Here is an 18407-nt window from a genome sequence, read left to right as displayed (position 1 = left end):
TCTAGTTTTTATGGGTTTGACATCAAAAGTCTCTAATGTAGATTGGATAGATGGGGTACAAGTATCTCCCTTAAAACTTGTTCCTAATGAACGAGGACGACTGATGGAAGTCCAAAGATTTGATGATTCTATTTTCCCCGGTTTTGGACAAGCTTATATCACTTCTACTTTTCCTGGTGTTATCAAGGCTTGGTATAAGCACTCTATACAGATAGACCAAATTGCTGTCATTATAGGGTTATTAAAACTTGTTCTCTACGATGCTAGAGAGGATTCTCCAACCTATGAAAGAGTTGATACTATATTGTTAGGAGAATTGGCTCCCAAGCTAGTTCAGTTTCCTCCAGGAATTTGGCATGGTTTTCAAGCAGTTGGTACTCAAGAAACCTTTGCCTTGCATCTTAACTCAGTTGCTTTTATAGCAGATACTCCCGACGAAGAACGTTTACCATTTGATACAGACCTAATTCCCTACAAATGGTCATAATAAAACGGCAAATTTGTCCTTCTATTCCTATCGTATTTATAATTAATAATTTGGGTGATCAATAATGCTCCAAACTAAATTTTTTAAATCTAAAACATAATCTTTGGAATCCATCTTAAAAATGTGAATTTTAGCCTAGATAATCAAGGAATTAAAGGACATTTTTATCCGTTTAATCTGACATTAGAGACTTTTTCCCTTCAGAAGTGCCTGAAACTATTTTTATTGACTCGATTAAATTGTAAATCAGGGTTACAAGTTGCTCCCAATGATTTGAAAGTTCAAGAGATTTCTCTATTTCGTTTGTCTCATGGGACAGACATTACTTATCGTTGTGCGATCGCGTTTCAATTATCCCGTCAGTCTGGTTTATCCCCTCCACAACTAGCTCAAGATATATTAGCTCTTTTGCTCCCTCAGATTGATGATTCTGACGAGTTGTTTCCTCAGTTAAGTGTCAGGGTGAGATTTATTGAACCAGGGTGGTTAGATTTTCGTTTGACTGATTCCTCCTTGGCCATGTGGCTACAATACATTAGTTCGCTTAATTTTGAAGAATGGCAACCGTCAAATCACCGACAAATGTCAGGTAATTATGACAATTCATTCTTAGTTAACTATGCTCATGCTCGTTGTTGCGCCCTATTACGTCTTGGAGATCAAGAAGGGATAATCCAGCTTAATGACTCGGTTTTGAGTAGTTTTACTCAGCCTCAAAAAAAACCTCAACCCATTCCTTGGTTAAGGACATCAGAGAAAAATTTATGGTTAAGTGACCCAAAAGAGCGATCGCTGATTTCTTGCTTAGTAAACACGAGTGATCAAGTTTCTAGTGAATCTTTAGAGAGTTTAAGTAAATTAGCTACTAATTTAAGCCTATCTTTTTTAGAATTTGAGCGTTATTGTCGTATTTTTGGAGAAACGTTGCGAGAGACTCCCGAATTATCCCAAGCCAGACTAGGATTAATTTGGGTGACACAACAATGGTTAAAGAGGCTCTGGGAGAGGGAAACAGGGCGTGTTCCCCCAGTCGAATTATAACTTTACAACAAATTTAAAATTTTCTTTAAGGACAGTGACAAAATAAAAAGTTTCTTCTATAGTTATTACAAGTGTGAGGAGCGAAAACCAGCAAGAGAGCCGAGACGAAACAAGGAAAGTCGTCGGTTCTCTTTCTGATTTTATATAATTTTAGTAGAATCTTAATAAGTAGATAGACAAAATTAATTACACAAAATTTGTAGTAGGGGCGGGTTTTTTATATAAATCAATGATTATTACCAAAAAACTAGATAAACCCGCCCTGGGTTTTTTACATAAATCAATATTATCTAATACTTAAAAAGTGTTGATGAAATTAGGTCAAAGATTTGTTCTTAATACTTTTATTGCTTTTATCTTATTCTTAATATTAATTGACGGTTTACCTGAAACTTCTTTGTTACATGGTCGCTTAAAACAGATGATTGACCCCATAGTAGATGCTATGGGAATTTGGCAAGGAAGTTGGCAATTATTTGCTCCTAATGTGGATAAAATTAATAGTCGTATTATTGCAAAAATCACATTTTCTGATCTAACTCAAGGAAAATGGTCTTCTCCTGATTGGACTCAAATGTCAATTTGGGAACGTTTTATTAAGTTTCGATATATGGAATATTATGATGGTGTTCGCTTACAAACTTATCAAAAAACTTGGCCACATTTAGCTGAATATTTAGCTAAAAATATTGTTTCTCCTAATAATCCAGAAGCGAAACCTATCAAAATTTTTTTAATTCAAGAATGGGTCAATATTCCGCCACCTAACGACAATAAAGTACAGAAAGAAATATCAGATAATCAGAAAATAAATTATACTCAACTGTATACTTGGCAAGGGAATCCATGAGTATTTCTTCTTTAAGCTGGAAGCAAATTTTTCGAGGTTGGAATATATTTTTTCATCAGCCTATTAATCCTCAAATTTGTGATATTATTCGCATTTTTTATAGTTTTTTATTACTAATTAATCTTTTAGTTTTGTTACCAGATTTAAACAATTGGTTTGGAGAAAATGGGCTTTTACCTTACTCAGTATCTAGAGAAATTATTGATCCTGATACTCTAACAATTTTTATGTGGCTACCTAAGAATAATGACGTATTATGGCTGTGTTATGGAATTTTTGTCTCTCAAATTATTCTATTATTAATTGGCTTATTTAGCAGATTTCAAGCGATTTGTGTCTTTATTTGGTTTGTTTCTTTTGTCCATCGCCATCATATTTTATTTGATGCAGAAGATACTTTATTTAGACTAATAGGATTTTTTTTAATATTTATGCCAATTGGAACTTACTATTCTTTAGATAATTGTTTAAATACTCGTAAAGGATATACTTTAAATAAAAAAAAATCAACTTGGGCTTTAAGATTACTTCAGATTCAGATGTCATTAATTTACTTTTCTACAGTATGGGAAAAAATGAAAGGAGAAGACTGGGTTAATGGAACAGCAATTTATTATGTTAGTCATTTAGACGATTTATTTGGACATTTTCCCGTTCCTCAATTTTTGTTTACTTCATTAACATTAATGAAGATAATGACTTGGATAGTTTTAGTAGTTGAATTATTTATTCCTATTGGTTTATGGTTTAAAGAAACCCGTCGTTTTGCCTTATTAATAGCAGTGGGAATGCACCTCTCTCTCGAATATGCCATGAATTTATTTTTATTTCAATGGCTCATGTTAGTGGGATTATTATCTTTTACTGAGCCAGAAGATTTTAAACTGATAAAGCATGGGTTAAATAAGATAAAAACAGGACTTACCAAGAGATTCTACTTCTAGAGACAATTCATAAATTGCCCTTACAAAACACACAATTTATACCAGATTTGCTATAATTTAATTAATTAGTTATCATTCATTATTTAAAATTACTTTGACTCAAACGCAACAAGAAACCCATCTCCAACAAGCTCGCGTTAGTCTCCAACAAGCGTTATCCTGGTATGCGAGTTTTCGTCGTCATTGGAATTATCCCCCTAATCCTGAACTGCAAGCAGCAGTACGACAAGATTTACAAGCACTAAAAGAAGCTTTAGATAAAGTAGAACAAAATATAATTAAAATTGCTACCTTTGGGTTAGTTAGTCGGGGAAAATCTGCGGTTGTTAATGCTTTAATTGGACAGAAACTTCTTGATACTGGGCCCCTTCATGGTGTAACTCAGTGGCCAAAATCAGTGCGTTGGACACCTCCTAGCGGTAAGATACAAATAGAATTTATTGATACTCCTGGGTTAGATGAAATTCAGGGGGAAGCAAGGGCAAATATGGCTCAAGAAATAGCGCGTCAAGCTGATTTAATTCTCTTTATTGTGGCGGGAGATATTACTCGGACAGAATATCAAGCTTTATGGGAGTTAAGACGCGCTCAAAAACCTCTTATTTTAGTGTTTAATAAGATTGATCTTTATCCTGAAAAAGATTGTGAAACTATTTATAAACAATTACAAAATATTGCTATTAAATCCCAAGGAAAAGCAAATCCACTTCTTTCAACGGAAGAAATTATTATGGTGGCCGCTGAACCTCAACCCATTCCTATTAGAGTGGAATATCCTAATGGTAAAGTAACAGAAGAATGGGAAACACCTCCCCCAGATATTGAACAACTTCGTCAAACTATTCTTAATATTTTAAACCAAGAAGGCAAGTCTCTTTTATCAATTAATGCTTTAATGCAAGCAAAACAAGCGGAAGAAAATATTGCTCAAAAAACATTAGAAATTAGACAAAAAGAAGCAGAAAAAATTATTTGGCAATATACTAAATATAAAGCTTTAATTGTGGGTTTAAATCCGGTTGCTTTATTTGATATAATTGGAGGAGCTTTTGCCGATTTATCTTTAATTCGTGCCTTAGCTCAATTGTATGGCTTGCCCATTACTAATCATGAAGCGGGGAAATTATGGCGAAAAATTCTTTTTAGTTCAGGGGGATTATTATTAACAGAACTAGGGAGTAGTTTGATTTTAGGAGTCGGAAAAAGTGCGTCTGCGGTGTCTAGTTTTTTAGAAAGTCCTGCTATATTAACTACTTATGGAACTACCGCTTTAATGCAAGGAGGAATGGCGGGATATTGTGCTTATATTATTGGAAAAGCAGCCCAAGAATATTTAGAAAAAGGCTGTAGTTGGGGGCCATTGGGGCCAAGTACCGTTATTAAAACAATTCTTGATGAAATTGACCGCAATACTATTCTTTATCGTTTACGACAGGAGTTTTAGAGAGTTAAAAAAGCTAGACTTAATCCTATTAATGTTATCACAGCACCGCTAATCATAAGTAGGTAGACAAAATTAATTACACAAAATTTGTAGTAGGGGCGGGTTTTTTACATAAATCAATGATTATTACCAAAAAACTAGATAAACCCGCCCTGGGTTTTTGGTTCTACCGGACTTACTATGCTAAATTAATAATGAATAAAAGACTAAAGCCTTATCCTATAGAAACAAAGTCCGACGAGCGCGGACTAAATTCTAGGTGTGGAACGCCGCATCTTACCTGTTTTGTATAGCTGAACTATGAACGAGTTAAAGTCGATTATTTGTGATAATTTAGCATAACTTGTCCGATAGAACCCCATAACTGGCCTCGTAGCTTGTCATGAATAATGCAGACTAAACCTCTGTGCTGTGTGGGGTTTCGTTCCTCAAACGCCACTTCCTCTACTTGGGGAGACCCCAAGTAGAGGAAGTGGCTCCCCAACCTACAAAAAATTATACTATCTAAAATGCAAAAAGAGGACTCCCGCTACACCGCCTAAGCGGTTAGCGGTGAGATGAATTTTTGCCAACAAATAAACCGACCGTAGGGAGTCCTTATTTCTTAGGGGAATTTTGGTTTTCAACATAATTTTTAAGTTGTTCAACAGTTACGCCACCACAACTTGCCACAAAATAAGAGCCTGTCCAAAAATAAGGTTTTCCATAAAAGTATTTCTTAGACAAGTCAGGGTTTTCTTTTCGTATCAACCTACTACTAACAGTTTTTAAATTACCGATTAAAGTAGATAAAGGTTTATCGGGTTTGTAGTCAATGAGCAAATGAACATGGTCGGACTCGCCATTAAATTCTAGTAATTCACAATCCCATTTATTTAAAGTGTCTTTAAAGATTTCTTGAAGTCTAGACAGTATAGGTTCACTGATAGCCTGTTTTCTGTATTTAACGACAAAAACAATATGAGCGTTAAGTCTGTAGACCGATCTAAATCCATGATTGTAAGCGTTTGACATATTAAAGCGTTAAGTGTTACACTGGCTAATGTAACACAACAGGTCGAAAGCCGTGTTAAATGTCTTAAAAGTCAGAATTTATCCAAATCAGCCACAAGAAATTGCCTTAAATCGAAATTTAGGCTGTGCAAGATTTGTGTATAATTTTTACTTAAATAAGACTAACAATCAGTATCAAGAAACTGGGATTGGGATGACTTATTGCCAAATGGCAAAAGACCTAACTCAGCTAAAAAAGCTCCCTGATTTTGAATGGTTGCAAGAATCAACGGCTGCCACCTTACAACAGGCACTCAAAAACTTAGAAGCTGCTTTTAAAAATTTCTTTTCTAAAAGGGCTAAATTTCCTAAGTTTAAGAGTAAATATAAACAACAATCAATCCGTTACCCTGAAGGTTGTTCTCTTAATAACAACGGTTTAAAGCTCCCAAAACTGGGGATTGTTAAAGCTAAACTTTCAAAAGAGATTTTAGGAAAGATTAAGTCAGTGACAGTTTCAAAAACAAGTACAGGTAAATATTTTGCCTCTATTTTATTTGAATCTGACGATTTAATCATCAATAAAACCTCTAAAGTCTCAGGAATTGATTTAGGCTTATCTAGCCTAGTGACAGTCTTTGATGGTGAAACAACTTATAAGGTTGACCCAATTAAACCAACTAGAAAATATGCCAAACGATTAAAAAGGAGACAACAGAAATTATCTCGTAGAACCAAGGGTTCTAACAACCGTAGAAAAGCGATTAAAGAAGTCGCTCTTGTTCACGAAAAAATTACTAATACTAGACAAGATTTTCTCCACAAACTCTCAAGAAAGCTCGTTGACGAAAACCAAGTCATTGTAGCAGAAAACCTTTGTATAAAAGGATTAGCGCGTACCAAATTAGCTAAATCAATACTTGATGCTGGATTTGGTATGTTACTAAACTTCTTAAGCTACAAGCTAGAAAGAGAGGGGGGGAAACTTGTTCAAGTTGACAGATTTTATCCAAGTACAAAAACCTGTTCTTGCTGCGGATTCAAAAATAATTTGATAAATTTAAGCATCAGAGATTGGGTTTGTCCTAATTGTCAAACTCACCATGACCGAGACGAAAACGCAGCTAAAAATATCAGAGCAGAAGGATTAAGAATACTGTCAATAAATACCGCCGGACAGACGGAATTTTAAGCCTGTGGAGAGTGAATAAGACTCGCTGGTACTTGTATTAGAAAGCATCGCTCGTTGAATCAGGAATCTCCCGCTACACCCCCCAAGCGGTTAGCGGCGAGAGTGTCAAGTCATGCTCTCAATTCACCCATTGGGATGAATAGTTGCACTCTTAATGGATAGATGACTTCATCCTTAGTGGGTTTTAAATCATCCTACTGAATAAGTCTTAGGAATGAAGATAATTAATTCAGAATTTAAGATAATTAAATAAAAGGAAATAGGAGGCGGAAATCAATGTGTAATTTTTCTAATAATATTCAAGATGAACTCTATCTCATTTTTTTAATGGAATCTATCTTAGAAGAAAATCAAGATAATTGGGATAACAATGATGAGGAATTATGGGTGTTAGACGAAGATAGTTTAACAGAAGGAGCTAAGCAATTTTTTAACACGACTGCTCAACTGTTTAAATATACTTAATCCAGCCATAAATAAGAAAGATTGTTAATAATAATAATACCATAACTAGGGGGGTAAATGGAAGCATGGCCAAACTAACTAAAACTAATCCTAATCCATCAGCTAATAGGATAGGTAATCTGGGTAAAACCCCCCAAGGTTCAATCATTATTTCTTCATTAGGGTGAAGTCTGATACCTGCAAAAAGATTAAATCCAGCGAGGCTTAATATTATGATCAATGTTCCCCAATAAGGTAGAAAAAATGCACAAAAAAAGCCCATAAGTTCTACAATAATGGTGGTGATAGTTACTAAAGAAAAATGAGTTAAGCGAGAATCTTCAATATGTTGTTTTACTTGTACAATTTGGTCTAAATCAACTTTTGCCATTCTTCCTTGCTCAATAGAGGCTAAAAACAGAGAAAAGGCGAGTATTTTTTCCGTTAAGGTATGACTATGGAAAATTTGCCAAACCATACCCAAACTAGCAGCAAAAAATAATAACAAAATTACGGGTATTAAGCTGATACTGTTGAGATTCCAGAGGGGATATTTGACTTCTTTCATGAAAGCAAATAATTGAATCATAAAAATTTAATATTTTAGATTATACCAATATTTCTTCAGAAAAAGCTAGGATAATTTTTTAACTATAATAAAAAACTTAGAGACGAAAATTATCTTTCGTCGAGGAAATGACGATTGGTAGTAATTATTGATTCTGCTAACTGTGAGCTAAGAGGTTGACTAAAGTAGTATCCTTGGGCTGCGTCACAGCCTAAACTTTTTAAATGAGTAAATTGAGATGATGTTTCAACTCCTTCAGCGATCACTTTCATCCCCAAAGAATCAGCTAGGGTAATGATTGTCTTTATGATGCCAGAATTTGCTTTTTCAGTATCAATACAATTGACAAAAGAGCGGTCGATTTTAAGAGTATCTATAGGGAAACGATGTAAATAACTTAAGCAGGAATAACCCGTCCCAAAATCATCGAGACTTAAGTGGATATTTTTCTCTTTAATATGGGATAGAATTTCGATAGTCTTTTCTCCTTGATCCATAATCATAGTTTCAGTCAATTCTAAACATAAATTTTCCCCATTTAAACCCGTATCAATTATAATTTTTGTTAAGTTATCAAGAAAATTCAAGCATTTAATTTGTCTACTCGAAAGATTGACGCTGATCTGCAAAGATGAAGCATGGGGAAACTTAAGATGCCAAGTTCGTAATTGTTGGCAAGCGGACCGTAAAACCCATTCTCCAATGGGTACAATTAAGCCAGTTTCTTCAGCAATCGGGATAAAATCACTAGGATGAATTAATCCTTTTTCAGGATGTTGCCAGCGCAACAAGGCTTCAAATGCTTCCATTTGACCGGTTTTTAGAGAGACAATGGGCTGATAGTCAAGCCGAAACTCTTGACGTTCTAGAGCTAAACGCAAATCATTTTCGGTTTGTGAAAGATGAAGCGTCTGCTCATACATTTCTTGATCAAAAATAGTATAACATCCTTTTCCTAAAGCTTTAGCACGATACATGGCAATGTCAGCATCCCGCAGTAATTCTATTCCATTTTCATAATTTGTCGAGCCGAAAACGATGCCTATACTAGCACTGGTAAAAAGTTTATTACCCCCTAAATCAATGGCAGAATGCAGTTTTTCTAATAGTCGGTCGGCGATAGTGATTGCCTCTTGAAAATCAGGCAAATCTTCCAAAAGAATGGTAAATTCATCTCCACCCAAACGAGCAACTGTATCTATTTCACGGCATGATCTCTGGAGAATTTTAGCAATGGCAATTAAAAGCTTATTACCGACAGAATGTCCCCAACTATCGTTAATAATTTTGAAGCGATCAAGGTCAATAAAAAAGACAGCAAACAAATAATTTCGGTTTCTTTGACCGCGTTGGAGAGCTTTTTCCAGATGATCCATAAACAGGGTACGATTGGGTAAACCAGTCAGAGAATCGTGTAAAGGCCTGTTTTCGGAGTTGTTCTTGGGTTTTTCTATGGTGAGTAACTTCTATATTAAGTTTATTAATAACCTCTTCTAATTTTGCGGTTCTTGCTTGAACTTTTTGTTCCAATTTGGCATTTAGCTGATAAATTTCTGCTTTAGCTGCTTGTAAAGATAATTGATGTTCTATGCGAACTAACACTTCTTGAATTTCAAAAGGTTTGCTGATATAGTCTGCGCCACCCACTGTAAAGGCTTTTACCTTATCAAAAACATCATCTAAGGCACTTAAAAAAATGACAGGAATGTCACGAGTTAATTCGTTGGCTTTGAGCTTTTCACAAACTTCATATCCATCCATTTCTGGCATTTTAATATCTAATAAAATAAGATCTGGTGGAGATTTTTGGGCTGTGATTAATGCCATTGCCCCATTTTTAACACAACGAACTTGATAGCCTTGCCTGCTTAAAGACGCGGATAAAAATCTGAGATTATCGGGAATATCATCAACAATTAAAATATTGCGGCCAAAATAATCTAACTTGTTAGAATTCATAAACTGACGGTTATTAAGTAAACTAATTGGTTTATTGGTACTAATGAAATTCATCTTGTCCAACTTTTCTTTTGGTACTTGCTGAATCAGAGTATGAAACAACCATTTTTTGCGTCGATTCTTTGCGTCTTTACGTCTTTGCGCGAACTAAAAATCATACCATCAATCAGCAACGCCTTCTTTTGATGTTTTCCCGATTAAGGAGTTATAAACTCATCACCAATTACCAATTATATCTTGATTATATTCTCTGTGATGGTGATCTAGATCAACAACTCAACATGATTTCATAATCAATTATCACTTAATAGCTTCTTGAGCCAGGTTAAGAATATGCTCAAAATCAAAATCATCGACTTCTTTGTGAATAGCTTGGGCTAAACTTTGATTTTCTTTAGGTATTTGAGACAATAATTGGGCAATTAGTTGATTATTAATAAGGGCAGCAGCTTCGGCAAGTTCCCTTAGCCATTCATCAGGCATTATCCTTAAAGCTTCAACGGTTAATTCCTCAATACTAGCTAATTCAAAATTATCTCCAGCCTCAATACTTTCATAGACATAGCGTACCCCCAAGTATTGTTCTATCTTCTGAAAAATGACTTCTTCTGAAAAAGGTTTACGGACAAAATCATCACAACCAGCCGCAAGAACACATACTTTTTCTTCTTCAAAGGTACTAGCGGTTAAAGCAATAATTGCCGTTGCTTGTCCTTGGAGATGGGATTTAATATTTTGAGTCGCTTCATAACCGTTCATCACAGGCATTCTCATGTCCATCCAAATTAGATGGGGTTGCCATTGTTGCCAAATTTCTACAGCTTCTTGTCCATTGCTGGCTTCTTTGAGGGAAAAACCAATTGGTTGTAATAATTGTAATAATAGTTGTCGGTTTTCAGTGCGATCATCTGCTACTAAAATTCGATATTCTTGTTGGTTAGGTTCGAGTCTAATGACTCTTGAAGTTGCTTGGTGTGTTTTAATTTGAGTAGTATCACTCAAATTAGATTGAATTGTGAATTGAAAGATACTGCCTTTGCCTAATACTGAACTAACCTTAATTTTCCCTCCCATCAGTTCAATAAATTTTTTGCTAATAGGTAAGCCTAAACCTGTTCCTTTTTGGGATTTTTTGCCTATTTCTGTTTGCACAAAAGGTTCAAATAAACTTTCTATCTCGTCGGGTGCAATGCCTGCACCTGTATCTTCTACTTCAAAGTTAATATTGTTAGCTTTCTCTCCTAATTCTACTCGTAAAGTTACTCTACCAGATGCAGTAAATTTGATGGCATTACTTAGTAAATTAATCAGAACTTGACGCAGTTTTTTCTCATCAGTATTGATATATCGAGGTAATTCGTTGCTACGTTCAAAAATAAGCTGTAACCCCTTAGATTTAGCTTTGAGGGCTAACATTTTTATGATTAGGTCTAATAAATCATAAAAATCGAAATCTCTGGGGTAGAAAGTCATTTTTCCTGAATCAATTTTGGCTAAATCTAGTACGTCATTAATCAGAGATAATAAGTGTTCACCACTACGATTGATGATATCAATATTCTCTTGTTGCGGTTTTGTCAGAGATGTTTCACGGTTCATCAGTTGGCTAAAACCGAGGATGGAGTTAAGGGGAGTCCGCAGTTCATGACTGATATTAGCCAGAAATTCGCTTTTAGCACGGTTGGCTGACTCTGCTAATTCTTTAGCTTGTTTTAGCTCATTTGTCCTTTGTTCTACTCTGGTTTCTAATTCTTGATTGATAAGATCTAGTTGTTGATTAGTACGAGCTAAATTATTGAACGACGCTTGCAGTTGTTGCGCCATCTCATTAAAAGAGTCGGATAGAACTTCTAGTTCGATAATACCTTGTATTTCTACTTGTTGGTTCAAATCTCCTTGAGCAATATCAACTGAGGCTTTACTCAGACGCACAATTGGTTTAGTAATCCAACGAGAGGTCATTAAGCCTAGAATAATGGCGACTATTAATGCTAAAATACAGAGGATGATAGTTGTTTGGGTATTAGCATTTATTTGGGCCATGAAATCAGATTCGGGAATAACAACAATCGTTAACCAATCTATTCCTCCAGGATCTTTTAGTGGTTGCACATAAACAAGTTGCCGTTGGCCATTAAGTTCAAAAGTGAAGCGTTGACCGGACGTAATTTGATTAAAATCTCCAAACTTTTGTAATAGATGTTTTGCTGTTGCCTGAGTCAAAGGATCGTGGCTTTTTGTCGCCAGCAGTCGAAATTGTCTATTATTTTTTTCAATGTAAGGGTACTCTAAACTTGAACTTGCAATCATTTCCCCAGAACGTTCTAAAATAAAATATTGTCCAGACTCACTGACTTTGAGCTTGCGGAGAAACTGACTAATTTGAGATAGAAAAAGTTCGACTCCTAATACACCTTGTAATTTACCTATCTTACTGTATACTGGCGTAAGAGCTTTAATTTCCAAAGCCAATACACTAGAAGATAGAGAAACTTTGCTCCAAGTTGATTGGTCTATTTTTTTGATTTTTGTGTCTTTAGAGTGAGGGAATGAAAAATATTCCTTGCTATCAAATTCTGTACTTTTAATTAGTTTAACGCGACGACCTTGCTCATCAAGTTCGTAGATATTTCTATTTTTACCTGTGGATTTATCTTTAATTTTATTAATAAATTGACCATTATCAAGTTGTTGAACTCCGGTAAAATTGCCAAAATTGTCTAGATAAAAAAGATATGAAACAATTCCATGAGATTTAATTTGAGTAAAAAATAATTTTTCTAAGGCTGGCTTGTCTTCTAGATTCAGATTACCACTATAGATACTAGAGAGCAAAACTTGGTTAACTAAATGGGGTGTCCTTAAGAAATTAATTGTTTCTTTCTCAACACGGCTGGCAATTTCTTCTTCCAATGGATTAATCAACTCAACTACTGATTGTCGTCCACTTCTAAAAGAAAGATAACCTACCAATCCCACCGCACCAAAAATTTGAAGAACAAAAGGCAATATCAAAATTAAGCGTAGAGGAAACCTTTTAAAGTTATTATTCATTGTCCATTGTTTATAGCATTTTGTGCAAGGTTCATAAGACGTTCAAAATCAAAATTATCAACTTCTATGTGAATAGCTTGGGCTAAACTTTGATGTTCTTCAGATATTTGAGAGAGTAATTGAGTAATAAGTTGATTATTAATTAAAGCAGCGGCTTCAGCAAGTTCCTCTAACCATTCATCAGGCATAATCCTTAAAGCTTCGGCGGTTAACTTATCAATGTTAACAGCTTTTGAGATATCCTCTGGGTGAATATCTTCATAGAGATAACGAACTCCCAAATATTGCGTCATCTTCTTAAAAATGACTTCTTCCTGAAAAGGTTTACGAATAAAATCATCACAACCTGCCGAAAGGACAACGGCTTTGTCTTCTTCTAAAGTGCTAGCAGTTAACGCTAGAATGGCTGTGGCTTGTCCTTGAAGATGGGATCTAATCTGTTGAGTTGCTTCATAACCATTCATTACTGGCATCCTCATATCCATCCAAATAAGATTGGGTTGCCATTCTTGCCAAATGTCTACAGCTTCTTGTCCATTACAAGCTTCTCGGACAGTAAAACCAATTGGTTGTAGTAATTTTAATAATACTTGACGATTTTCCCAATAATCATCTACGACTAAAATTCGATATTCTGGTTGATTTGGTGCTAGTGCAATGACTCTTTGAAGGGATTTTTGTTCTTTTATTTTACGATATTCACTTAATTTAAATTCGATACTAAAGCGAAAGATAGTTCCTTGGTTAACTTGAGAACTAAACGTAATTTTCCCGCCCATAAGTTCAATAAATTTCTTACTAATTGGCAAGCCTAAACCTGTTCCGTGTTGAGATTGTTTGCCTATTTCTGTTTGGACAAAAGGTTTAAATAAACTGTCTATATCTTCAGGCGCAATACCTGCGCCGGTATCTTCCACTTCAAAGTTAATATGGTTAGCTTTGTCTCCTAATCCTACTCTTAGGGTTACAGTGCCTTGATGGGTAAATTTAATAGCATTCCCTAATAAATTAAGCAAAACTTGACGCAATTTTTTCTCATCTGTGTTGATATATTTGGGTAGATTGTTATCACGTTCAATAATTAACTGTAACCCTTTAGATGTTGCTTTCAATGCTAACATTTCATGGATGAGGTCTAATAAATCGTATAAATCGAAATCAGTACCATAAAGAGTCATTTTTCCTGACTCAATTTTGGCTAAATCTAATACATCATTAATGAGGGATAATAAGTGTTGGCCACTGCGATTAATAATGCGAATATTCCCTTGTTGTTGTTGGGTTAGAGAGGTTTCACGGTCCAGCAGTTGGCTAAAACCAAGGATGGCGTTAAGGGGAGTGCGAAGTTCGTGACTCATGTTAGCAATAAATTTGCTTTTAGCACGATTAGCTGATTCGGCAAGAGTTTTGGCTTCTTTTAATTCAGCAGTTCTTTCTTCTACTCTAATTTCTAATTCTTGATTGATTTTCTCTAATTCTGCATTAGTTTGATCTAGTTGTTGATTGGTACTAGCTAAATTAGCAAAGGAGGCTTGTAATTGTTGGGCCATCTCATTGAAAGAATGGGATAAAATAGCTAGTTCAATGATGCCTTTAACTTCTACTTTTTGGTTCAAATTTCCTTGAGCAATAGCAACAGATGCTTGACTCAAACGTCGAATGGGTTGAGTAATCCAAGAGGAGGTAATTAATCCGAGAATAATGGCTATTATTAGGGCTAAAACACAGAGGATGATGGTTATTTGTCTATTGGCATTAATCTGTCCCATAAAATCTGACTCAGGTACGACTACTATCACTAGCCAATTCAATCCATATTTATCTTTCCAGGGTGTGACTTGCAAAAAATAACGTTCATTACTATTAGGTAGAAAAAAATCTAATTGATGGCTTTGCTCTATTTTGGACAAATCACCAAACTTTTTTTGCAAAAATTCAGTGCTATATTTTATAAGTATATCTGAACTTCCTGACGCACTCAGTCGATTAACTTTACCATCAACAACCTCAGAAAAAGGAACCTCACTAGAACTAGCCACAACTAATCCATTTCTCTCTAAAATGAAGATACAACTTGAAGGACTAATTGAAATTGTCCTCAAAAAATCGTTAATTTGAGAAAGAACTAGGTCAACCCCAATCACACCTAATAGATTTTTATTTTTGTCGTAGATTGGGTAGCTTGAGGAAATCGATAATACTGGCTTGTCGTCCCATTGATAAATCTGTGTCCAAATAGGGTGTCCAGCCTTAACAGCATCGGCATACCAACCCTCTTTACGGATATCTTCAATAACGTCAGTTGTTCCCAGATATTTTCGATTACCATGATTGTCAATCTTATACTTAAAGCTTTTTCTGTTTGTATTTTTCTGTTCTTCGTGGAGTAATATCTGACCATTATCAAATCGCTCAACGCCAAGAAATTCTTTCTCTTCATTAGCAAAGTCAATATAACCTACTTCGTATGTCTGTACCTGCTGCCAAAATAAATGTCCCATTCGTTCAAAGTCATCTAACTTTAGCAAGCCTGATGTAATTATTTCCTGATTAATCTGATTAATTTCTTGGGGGACGGATAAGTAGTTGCTAAGATAATAGGAAATTTGTTTTGTGTGAGTTCTTCGCAGTTGACCAGCTAAATTATTCACTTCTTGCTGTCCGTTTTTGAAGGAAAGATAGCCTACTAATCCTACTGCACCAACAATTTGCAGGACAAAGGGCAAGATTAAGACTAAGCGTAAAGAAATTGCATTTAATCCTTTCGCCTTCTGAATCTTTGGCTTTTCTGACGATTCGATCAATTTAGACTCTTTCATCGAAAACCTAATCCACTAGTAAAATATTATAGCTTATTATTCCTTTTCAACATAAGTACGGAAGAAAGGATTATTAAGGAGTACATACCTTTGTTTTAGCTGGCGGTATTACAGCATGGCGCAAATCAATAACACCTGAATTGGCAACAATTAATACAACAATAAATTATCGATCTCGATCTCGATATTGGCAAAAGCTTGAGGCATTACTATTCCCGATTTATATTCAACTATTTGCAAGTATTTATCTTTATTCGGCTGAGTATGAATAATTAACTTCTTATTTTTTAGATCGATTACCCAATATTCAGAGATTCTATTACGAGCATAAGTAGTAACTTTCTGTTCTAAATCTTTCTTGAGTGTTCCTTGGGACACCTCAATTAACCAATAAATATCTTCTGCATAAGGATGATGGGTACGATAAATAGCTAAAGGCAATCTAACAATAGCAATATCGGGTTCGGGTTCAGAATTATCTAAAGTGATAGGATGAGATTCTCTAACATGAGCTAATCGAGATAGCTTGTTTCGTAGATAAATAACTATGCTCTCGTTAGTAAAGCTATGTTCGACACCCTCTGGACTCATCTCAACGATATCTCCTTCTAATAACTCCACCTTTTGCCCTTCTAGCACTCCAGATTTCACCAATTCGTGCCATTTATCTATCGACCATTTGTAAGTTGCCGAAACCATATTATTAAGCTCAACATTAACTATATGCTAATTTTACCCAATTACTATTGGATATTTAAGTACCGAAGCAAAATTAATTGCACAGCCTCCGGCGGGTTTATCTAGTTTTTTGCTGAGAATCATTGATTTATGTAAAAAACCCGAGCCGTTAATTTATTAGAAACTCTTGCTAAAGGATTAGAACCTGCCACTAAATTAGCCACAGCTTGTACGAGAATATTCCCTCAAATTATTACGTTTTTAGGAATAACTCTTTAGATATAAAACGTAGGGGTCAACGGCCGTTGACCCCTACAATAAGATTTTAGTTTTGGGTTTCGTGCCTCAACCCAACCTACGTTTATAAAAAATTAGTATTAGATATTATTCAACATGAATTAAATTTTTTAAACCTAAAAAATTATAGCGATGAATCAACCAAGCAAATATTAAGGTACTTAATAATAAAAAGCTCATAATATTCAATTTCTGATAAAAATCTAAGGTTAAACTAGACCCCATATAAGTTAATAAAAATGTAGGTGGAATCATGCCGAATAAAGTACTAATTGCATAAATAGGCAAAGAAATTCCAGCAAAACCAGAAGCATAACTAATTAAATCAAAAGAAAATAAAGGAATTAGTCGAGTCATAAAAATTAGAAAACCGAGATAAATTTCTCCTCTGTCTTTAGAAATATAAAACATTTTTCCTGTCAATGCTTTAATTCCATTTCTTCCTAAAGTACGACCTAAATAATAGGCTAATAATCCTCCTAAAAATCCCCCAATTACACTATATATAGTAGCAAGGGGAGGATTCCAAACCATTCCAGCAGCCATCACTAATGGAATAGCAGGAATTTGAGAAATGACCACAGAAATAACTAAAAAAATGATATAAATAAAAGGGGCAAGCCAACCTGATTTAGTGAGAATATTGTGTAATCCTTCTGAGGTAAATAAATGAGAGTTAAAACTATTATGTCCCCACCAAATAATTAGTAAAGTCAGCAGAAAAAATATAATAAATATTTGATATTTACGTTGGACATAAAATCGATATTTGTGAGTTGTTTTCATTGTTCCTCCCAAAAATAACCCAGTCCGTATCTAAATTTACAGTAGTTTGCGACTCAATAAAGTATCGTGTGGGACGTAATATAGGCTCTCCCGATCTTGGTATAAAATGTATAATAAGCCTACAATACTTAAGATGGTGGGTTACGACGCGCCTTAAAACTTATTAGTTTTTCATCAAAATCATAGCCGCGTCTAACCCACTCTACGAATTATGAGCTTTACTTATATACTCTTCTTAAAAGTATCATGGTTTATCTTTTTATTATTCCCCCAAAAGAGTGATTTAGGCTATTAGTGATTATGCTTATTTTTAAATATTTAGGTTAATTTTTATGTTTTTTGTGGAATGGGCATTTTGCCCGTCATTGAACTCTACAGTTCGTGATTAATGTTGTCATTTTTGACAAAATATGCTATTATAATTCTCAATTATTTGGTTCTATCGGACTTACTATGCTAAATTAATAATTAATGACAGACCTTATGTCTGATCCTATAAAGACTAAGTCCGCCTACGCGGACTAAATTCTCGGTTGCGTAGGCAACCTTTGTTTGTATAGCTTAATTCTGAGCGAGTTAAGGTCTATCAAAGGTCTATCATTTGTAATAATTTACCATAACTTGTCCGGTAGAACCAATTATTTTAATGATACCTAATTTTTCAAAATAGAAATTGTATGAATAACAAAATAACTTATACAAGTAAAACAGAGCAAATGCAATAAATTCGGAAACAAATTCAAAATCAGTTACCAAAACTGTCTCTGACACATTTAAAAACAATTCTTGATGTTACTAACTATTTATCTGATATCGTTAACATTACTTAAACAAAAAACATTTTATTAATG

At 34.7% G+C, this 18407-nt stretch carries 15 protein-coding genes; 7 read left to right on the top strand and 8 right to left on the bottom strand.

All coding sequences use genetic code 11. The features are described 5' to 3' along the window. Nucleotides 1-10: 10 nt before the first annotated feature. The 5 genes from AsFPU1_RS14385 to AsFPU1_RS14365 all read left to right on the top strand — a co-directional run bounded on the left by AsFPU1_RS14385 (nt 11) and on the right by AsFPU1_RS14365 (nt 4766). A complete protein-coding gene (locus AsFPU1_RS14385) occupies nt 11-487 on the top strand; it encodes a dTDP-4-dehydrorhamnose 3,5-epimerase family protein (protein ID WP_172957509.1) in 477 nt (158 codons plus the stop codon). A gap of 123 nt (nt 488-610) precedes the next feature. Continuing rightward, on the top strand, nt 611-1528 hold the full coding sequence (locus AsFPU1_RS14380; RefSeq protein WP_124975146.1) for a DALR anticodon-binding domain-containing protein: 918 nt from the start codon (nt 611-613) through the stop codon (nt 1526-1528). A gap of 310 nt (nt 1529-1838) precedes the next feature. After that, nucleotides 1839-2378, top strand: a complete 540-nt coding sequence (locus tag AsFPU1_RS14375) for a hypothetical protein (protein ID WP_124975148.1) — start codon at nt 1839-1841, stop codon at nt 2376-2378. Beyond that, nucleotides 2375-3322, top strand: coding sequence for an HTTM domain-containing protein (locus AsFPU1_RS14370; protein ID WP_124975150.1), 948 nt, complete (start codon nt 2375-2377; stop codon nt 3320-3322). The genes AsFPU1_RS14375 and AsFPU1_RS14370 overlap by 4 nt, the downstream gene beginning before the upstream one ends. A gap of 88 nt (nt 3323-3410) precedes the next feature. Beyond that, nucleotides 3411-4766 carry a GTP-binding protein gene (locus tag AsFPU1_RS14365; protein WP_124975152.1) on the top strand — a complete coding sequence of 452 codons (1356 nt, stop codon included), beginning with the start codon at nt 3411-3413 and terminating at the stop codon, nt 4764-4766. Nucleotides 4767-5363: 597 nt separating this feature from the next. Here the strand turns inward: AsFPU1_RS14365 and tnpA are convergent. Next, entirely contained in the window at nt 5364-5780 is a 417-nt protein-coding gene (tnpA, locus tag AsFPU1_RS14360) for an IS200/IS605 family transposase (protein ID WP_124973012.1), read from the bottom strand. Nucleotides 5781-5832: 52 nt separating this feature from the next. On the opposite strand from tnpA, the gene AsFPU1_RS14355 reads away from it, so the two are divergent. Further along, nucleotides 5833-6951 (top strand): RNA-guided endonuclease InsQ/TnpB family protein, encoded by a 1119-nt coding sequence (locus tag AsFPU1_RS14355; protein ID WP_227873431.1) that lies wholly within the window; start codon nt 5833-5835, stop codon nt 6949-6951. 276 nt (nt 6952-7227) lie between these two features. Continuing rightward, nucleotides 7228-7416 (top strand): hypothetical protein, encoded by a 189-nt coding sequence (locus tag AsFPU1_RS14350; RefSeq protein WP_124975154.1) that lies wholly within the window; start codon nt 7228-7230, stop codon nt 7414-7416. Here AsFPU1_RS14350 and AsFPU1_RS14345 read toward each other — a convergent pair. The 7 genes from AsFPU1_RS14345 to AsFPU1_RS14320 all read right to left on the bottom strand — a co-directional run bounded on the left by AsFPU1_RS14345 (nt 7403) and on the right by AsFPU1_RS14320 (nt 17556). After that, nucleotides 7403-7984, bottom strand: coding sequence for a hypothetical protein (locus tag AsFPU1_RS14345; protein WP_124975156.1), 582 nt, complete (start codon nt 7982-7984; stop codon nt 7403-7405). The two genes, AsFPU1_RS14350 and AsFPU1_RS14345, sit on opposite strands and share 14 nt — an antisense overlap. An 89-nt stretch (nt 7985-8073) precedes the next feature. After that, nucleotides 8074-9339 (bottom strand): putative bifunctional diguanylate cyclase/phosphodiesterase, encoded by a 1266-nt coding sequence (locus tag AsFPU1_RS14340; protein WP_265415807.1) that lies wholly within the window; start codon nt 9337-9339, stop codon nt 8074-8076. Beyond that, nucleotides 9266-9976 (bottom strand): response regulator, encoded by a 711-nt coding sequence (locus AsFPU1_RS23155; protein WP_227875722.1) that lies wholly within the window; start codon nt 9974-9976, stop codon nt 9266-9268. Before AsFPU1_RS23155 ends, AsFPU1_RS14340 begins: the two co-directional genes overlap by 74 nt. Nucleotides 9977-10222: 246 nt before the next feature. Next, nucleotides 10223-12976, bottom strand: coding sequence for an ATP-binding protein (locus AsFPU1_RS14335; protein WP_124975158.1), 2754 nt, complete (start codon nt 12974-12976; stop codon nt 10223-10225). Beyond that, complete coding sequence (locus AsFPU1_RS14330) at nt 12973-15795, bottom strand: hybrid sensor histidine kinase/response regulator (protein WP_124975160.1); 2823 nt, start codon at nt 15793-15795, stop codon at nt 12973-12975. The genes AsFPU1_RS14335 and AsFPU1_RS14330 overlap by 4 nt, the downstream gene beginning before the upstream one ends. A gap of 150 nt (nt 15796-15945) precedes the next feature. Beyond that, nucleotides 15946-16494: a Uma2 family endonuclease gene (locus AsFPU1_RS14325; RefSeq protein WP_124975162.1), complete on the bottom strand. Its 549-nt coding sequence runs from the start codon at nt 16492-16494 to the stop codon at nt 15946-15948. 363 nt (nt 16495-16857) lie between these two features. Next, nucleotides 16858-17556 carry a TVP38/TMEM64 family protein gene (locus AsFPU1_RS14320; protein ID WP_124975164.1) on the bottom strand — a complete coding sequence of 233 codons (699 nt, stop codon included), beginning with the start codon at nt 17554-17556 and terminating at the stop codon, nt 16858-16860. Nucleotides 17557-18407 lie beyond the last annotated feature (851 nt).

It is taken from the genome of Aphanothece sacrum FPU1 (assembly GCF_003864295.1).
In the GTDB taxonomy this organism is placed as follows: Bacteria; Cyanobacteriota; Cyanobacteriia; order Cyanobacteriales; family Microcystaceae; genus Aphanothece_B; species Aphanothece_B sacrum.
Note: the sequence above shows the minus strand (reverse complement) of the source record. Positions and strands in the feature narration are given on the sequence as shown.

What these genes read in the sequence shown, in the direction of transcription:
- AsFPU1_RS14340 (WP_265415807.1), bottom strand. Translation starts at nt 9,339, where the DNA reads ATGGATCATCTGGAAAAAGCTCTCCAACGCGGTCAAAGAAACCGAAAT.
- AsFPU1_RS23155 (WP_227875722.1), bottom strand. Translation starts at nt 9,976, where the DNA reads ATGAATTTCATTAGTACCAATAAACCAATTAGTTTACTTAATAACCGT.
- AsFPU1_RS14370 (WP_124975150.1), top strand. Translation starts at nt 2,375, where the DNA reads ATGAGTATTTCTTCTTTAAGCTGGAAGCAAATTTTTCGAGGTTGGAAT.
- tnpA (WP_124973012.1), bottom strand. Translation starts at nt 5,780, where the DNA reads ATGTCAAACGCTTACAATCATGGATTTAGATCGGTCTACAGACTTAAC.
- AsFPU1_RS14350 (WP_124975154.1), top strand. Translation starts at nt 7,228, where the DNA reads ATGTGTAATTTTTCTAATAATATTCAAGATGAACTCTATCTCATTTTT.
- AsFPU1_RS14320 (WP_124975164.1), bottom strand. Translation starts at nt 17,556, where the DNA reads ATGAAAACAACTCACAAATATCGATTTTATGTCCAACGTAAATATCAA.
- AsFPU1_RS14385 (WP_172957509.1), top strand. Translation starts at nt 11, where the DNA reads ATGGGTTTGACATCAAAAGTCTCTAATGTAGATTGGATAGATGGGGTA.
- AsFPU1_RS14335 (WP_124975158.1), bottom strand. Translation starts at nt 12,976, where the DNA reads ATGAATAATAACTTTAAAAGGTTTCCTCTACGCTTAATTTTGATATTG.
- AsFPU1_RS14375 (WP_124975148.1), top strand. Translation starts at nt 1,839, where the DNA reads ATGAAATTAGGTCAAAGATTTGTTCTTAATACTTTTATTGCTTTTATC.
- AsFPU1_RS14345 (WP_124975156.1), bottom strand. Translation starts at nt 7,984, where the DNA reads ATGATTCAATTATTTGCTTTCATGAAAGAAGTCAAATATCCCCTCTGG.
- AsFPU1_RS14325 (WP_124975162.1), bottom strand. Translation starts at nt 16,494, where the DNA reads ATGGTTTCGGCAACTTACAAATGGTCGATAGATAAATGGCACGAATTG.
- AsFPU1_RS14330 (WP_124975160.1), bottom strand. Translation starts at nt 15,795, where the DNA reads ATGAAAGAGTCTAAATTGATCGAATCGTCAGAAAAGCCAAAGATTCAG.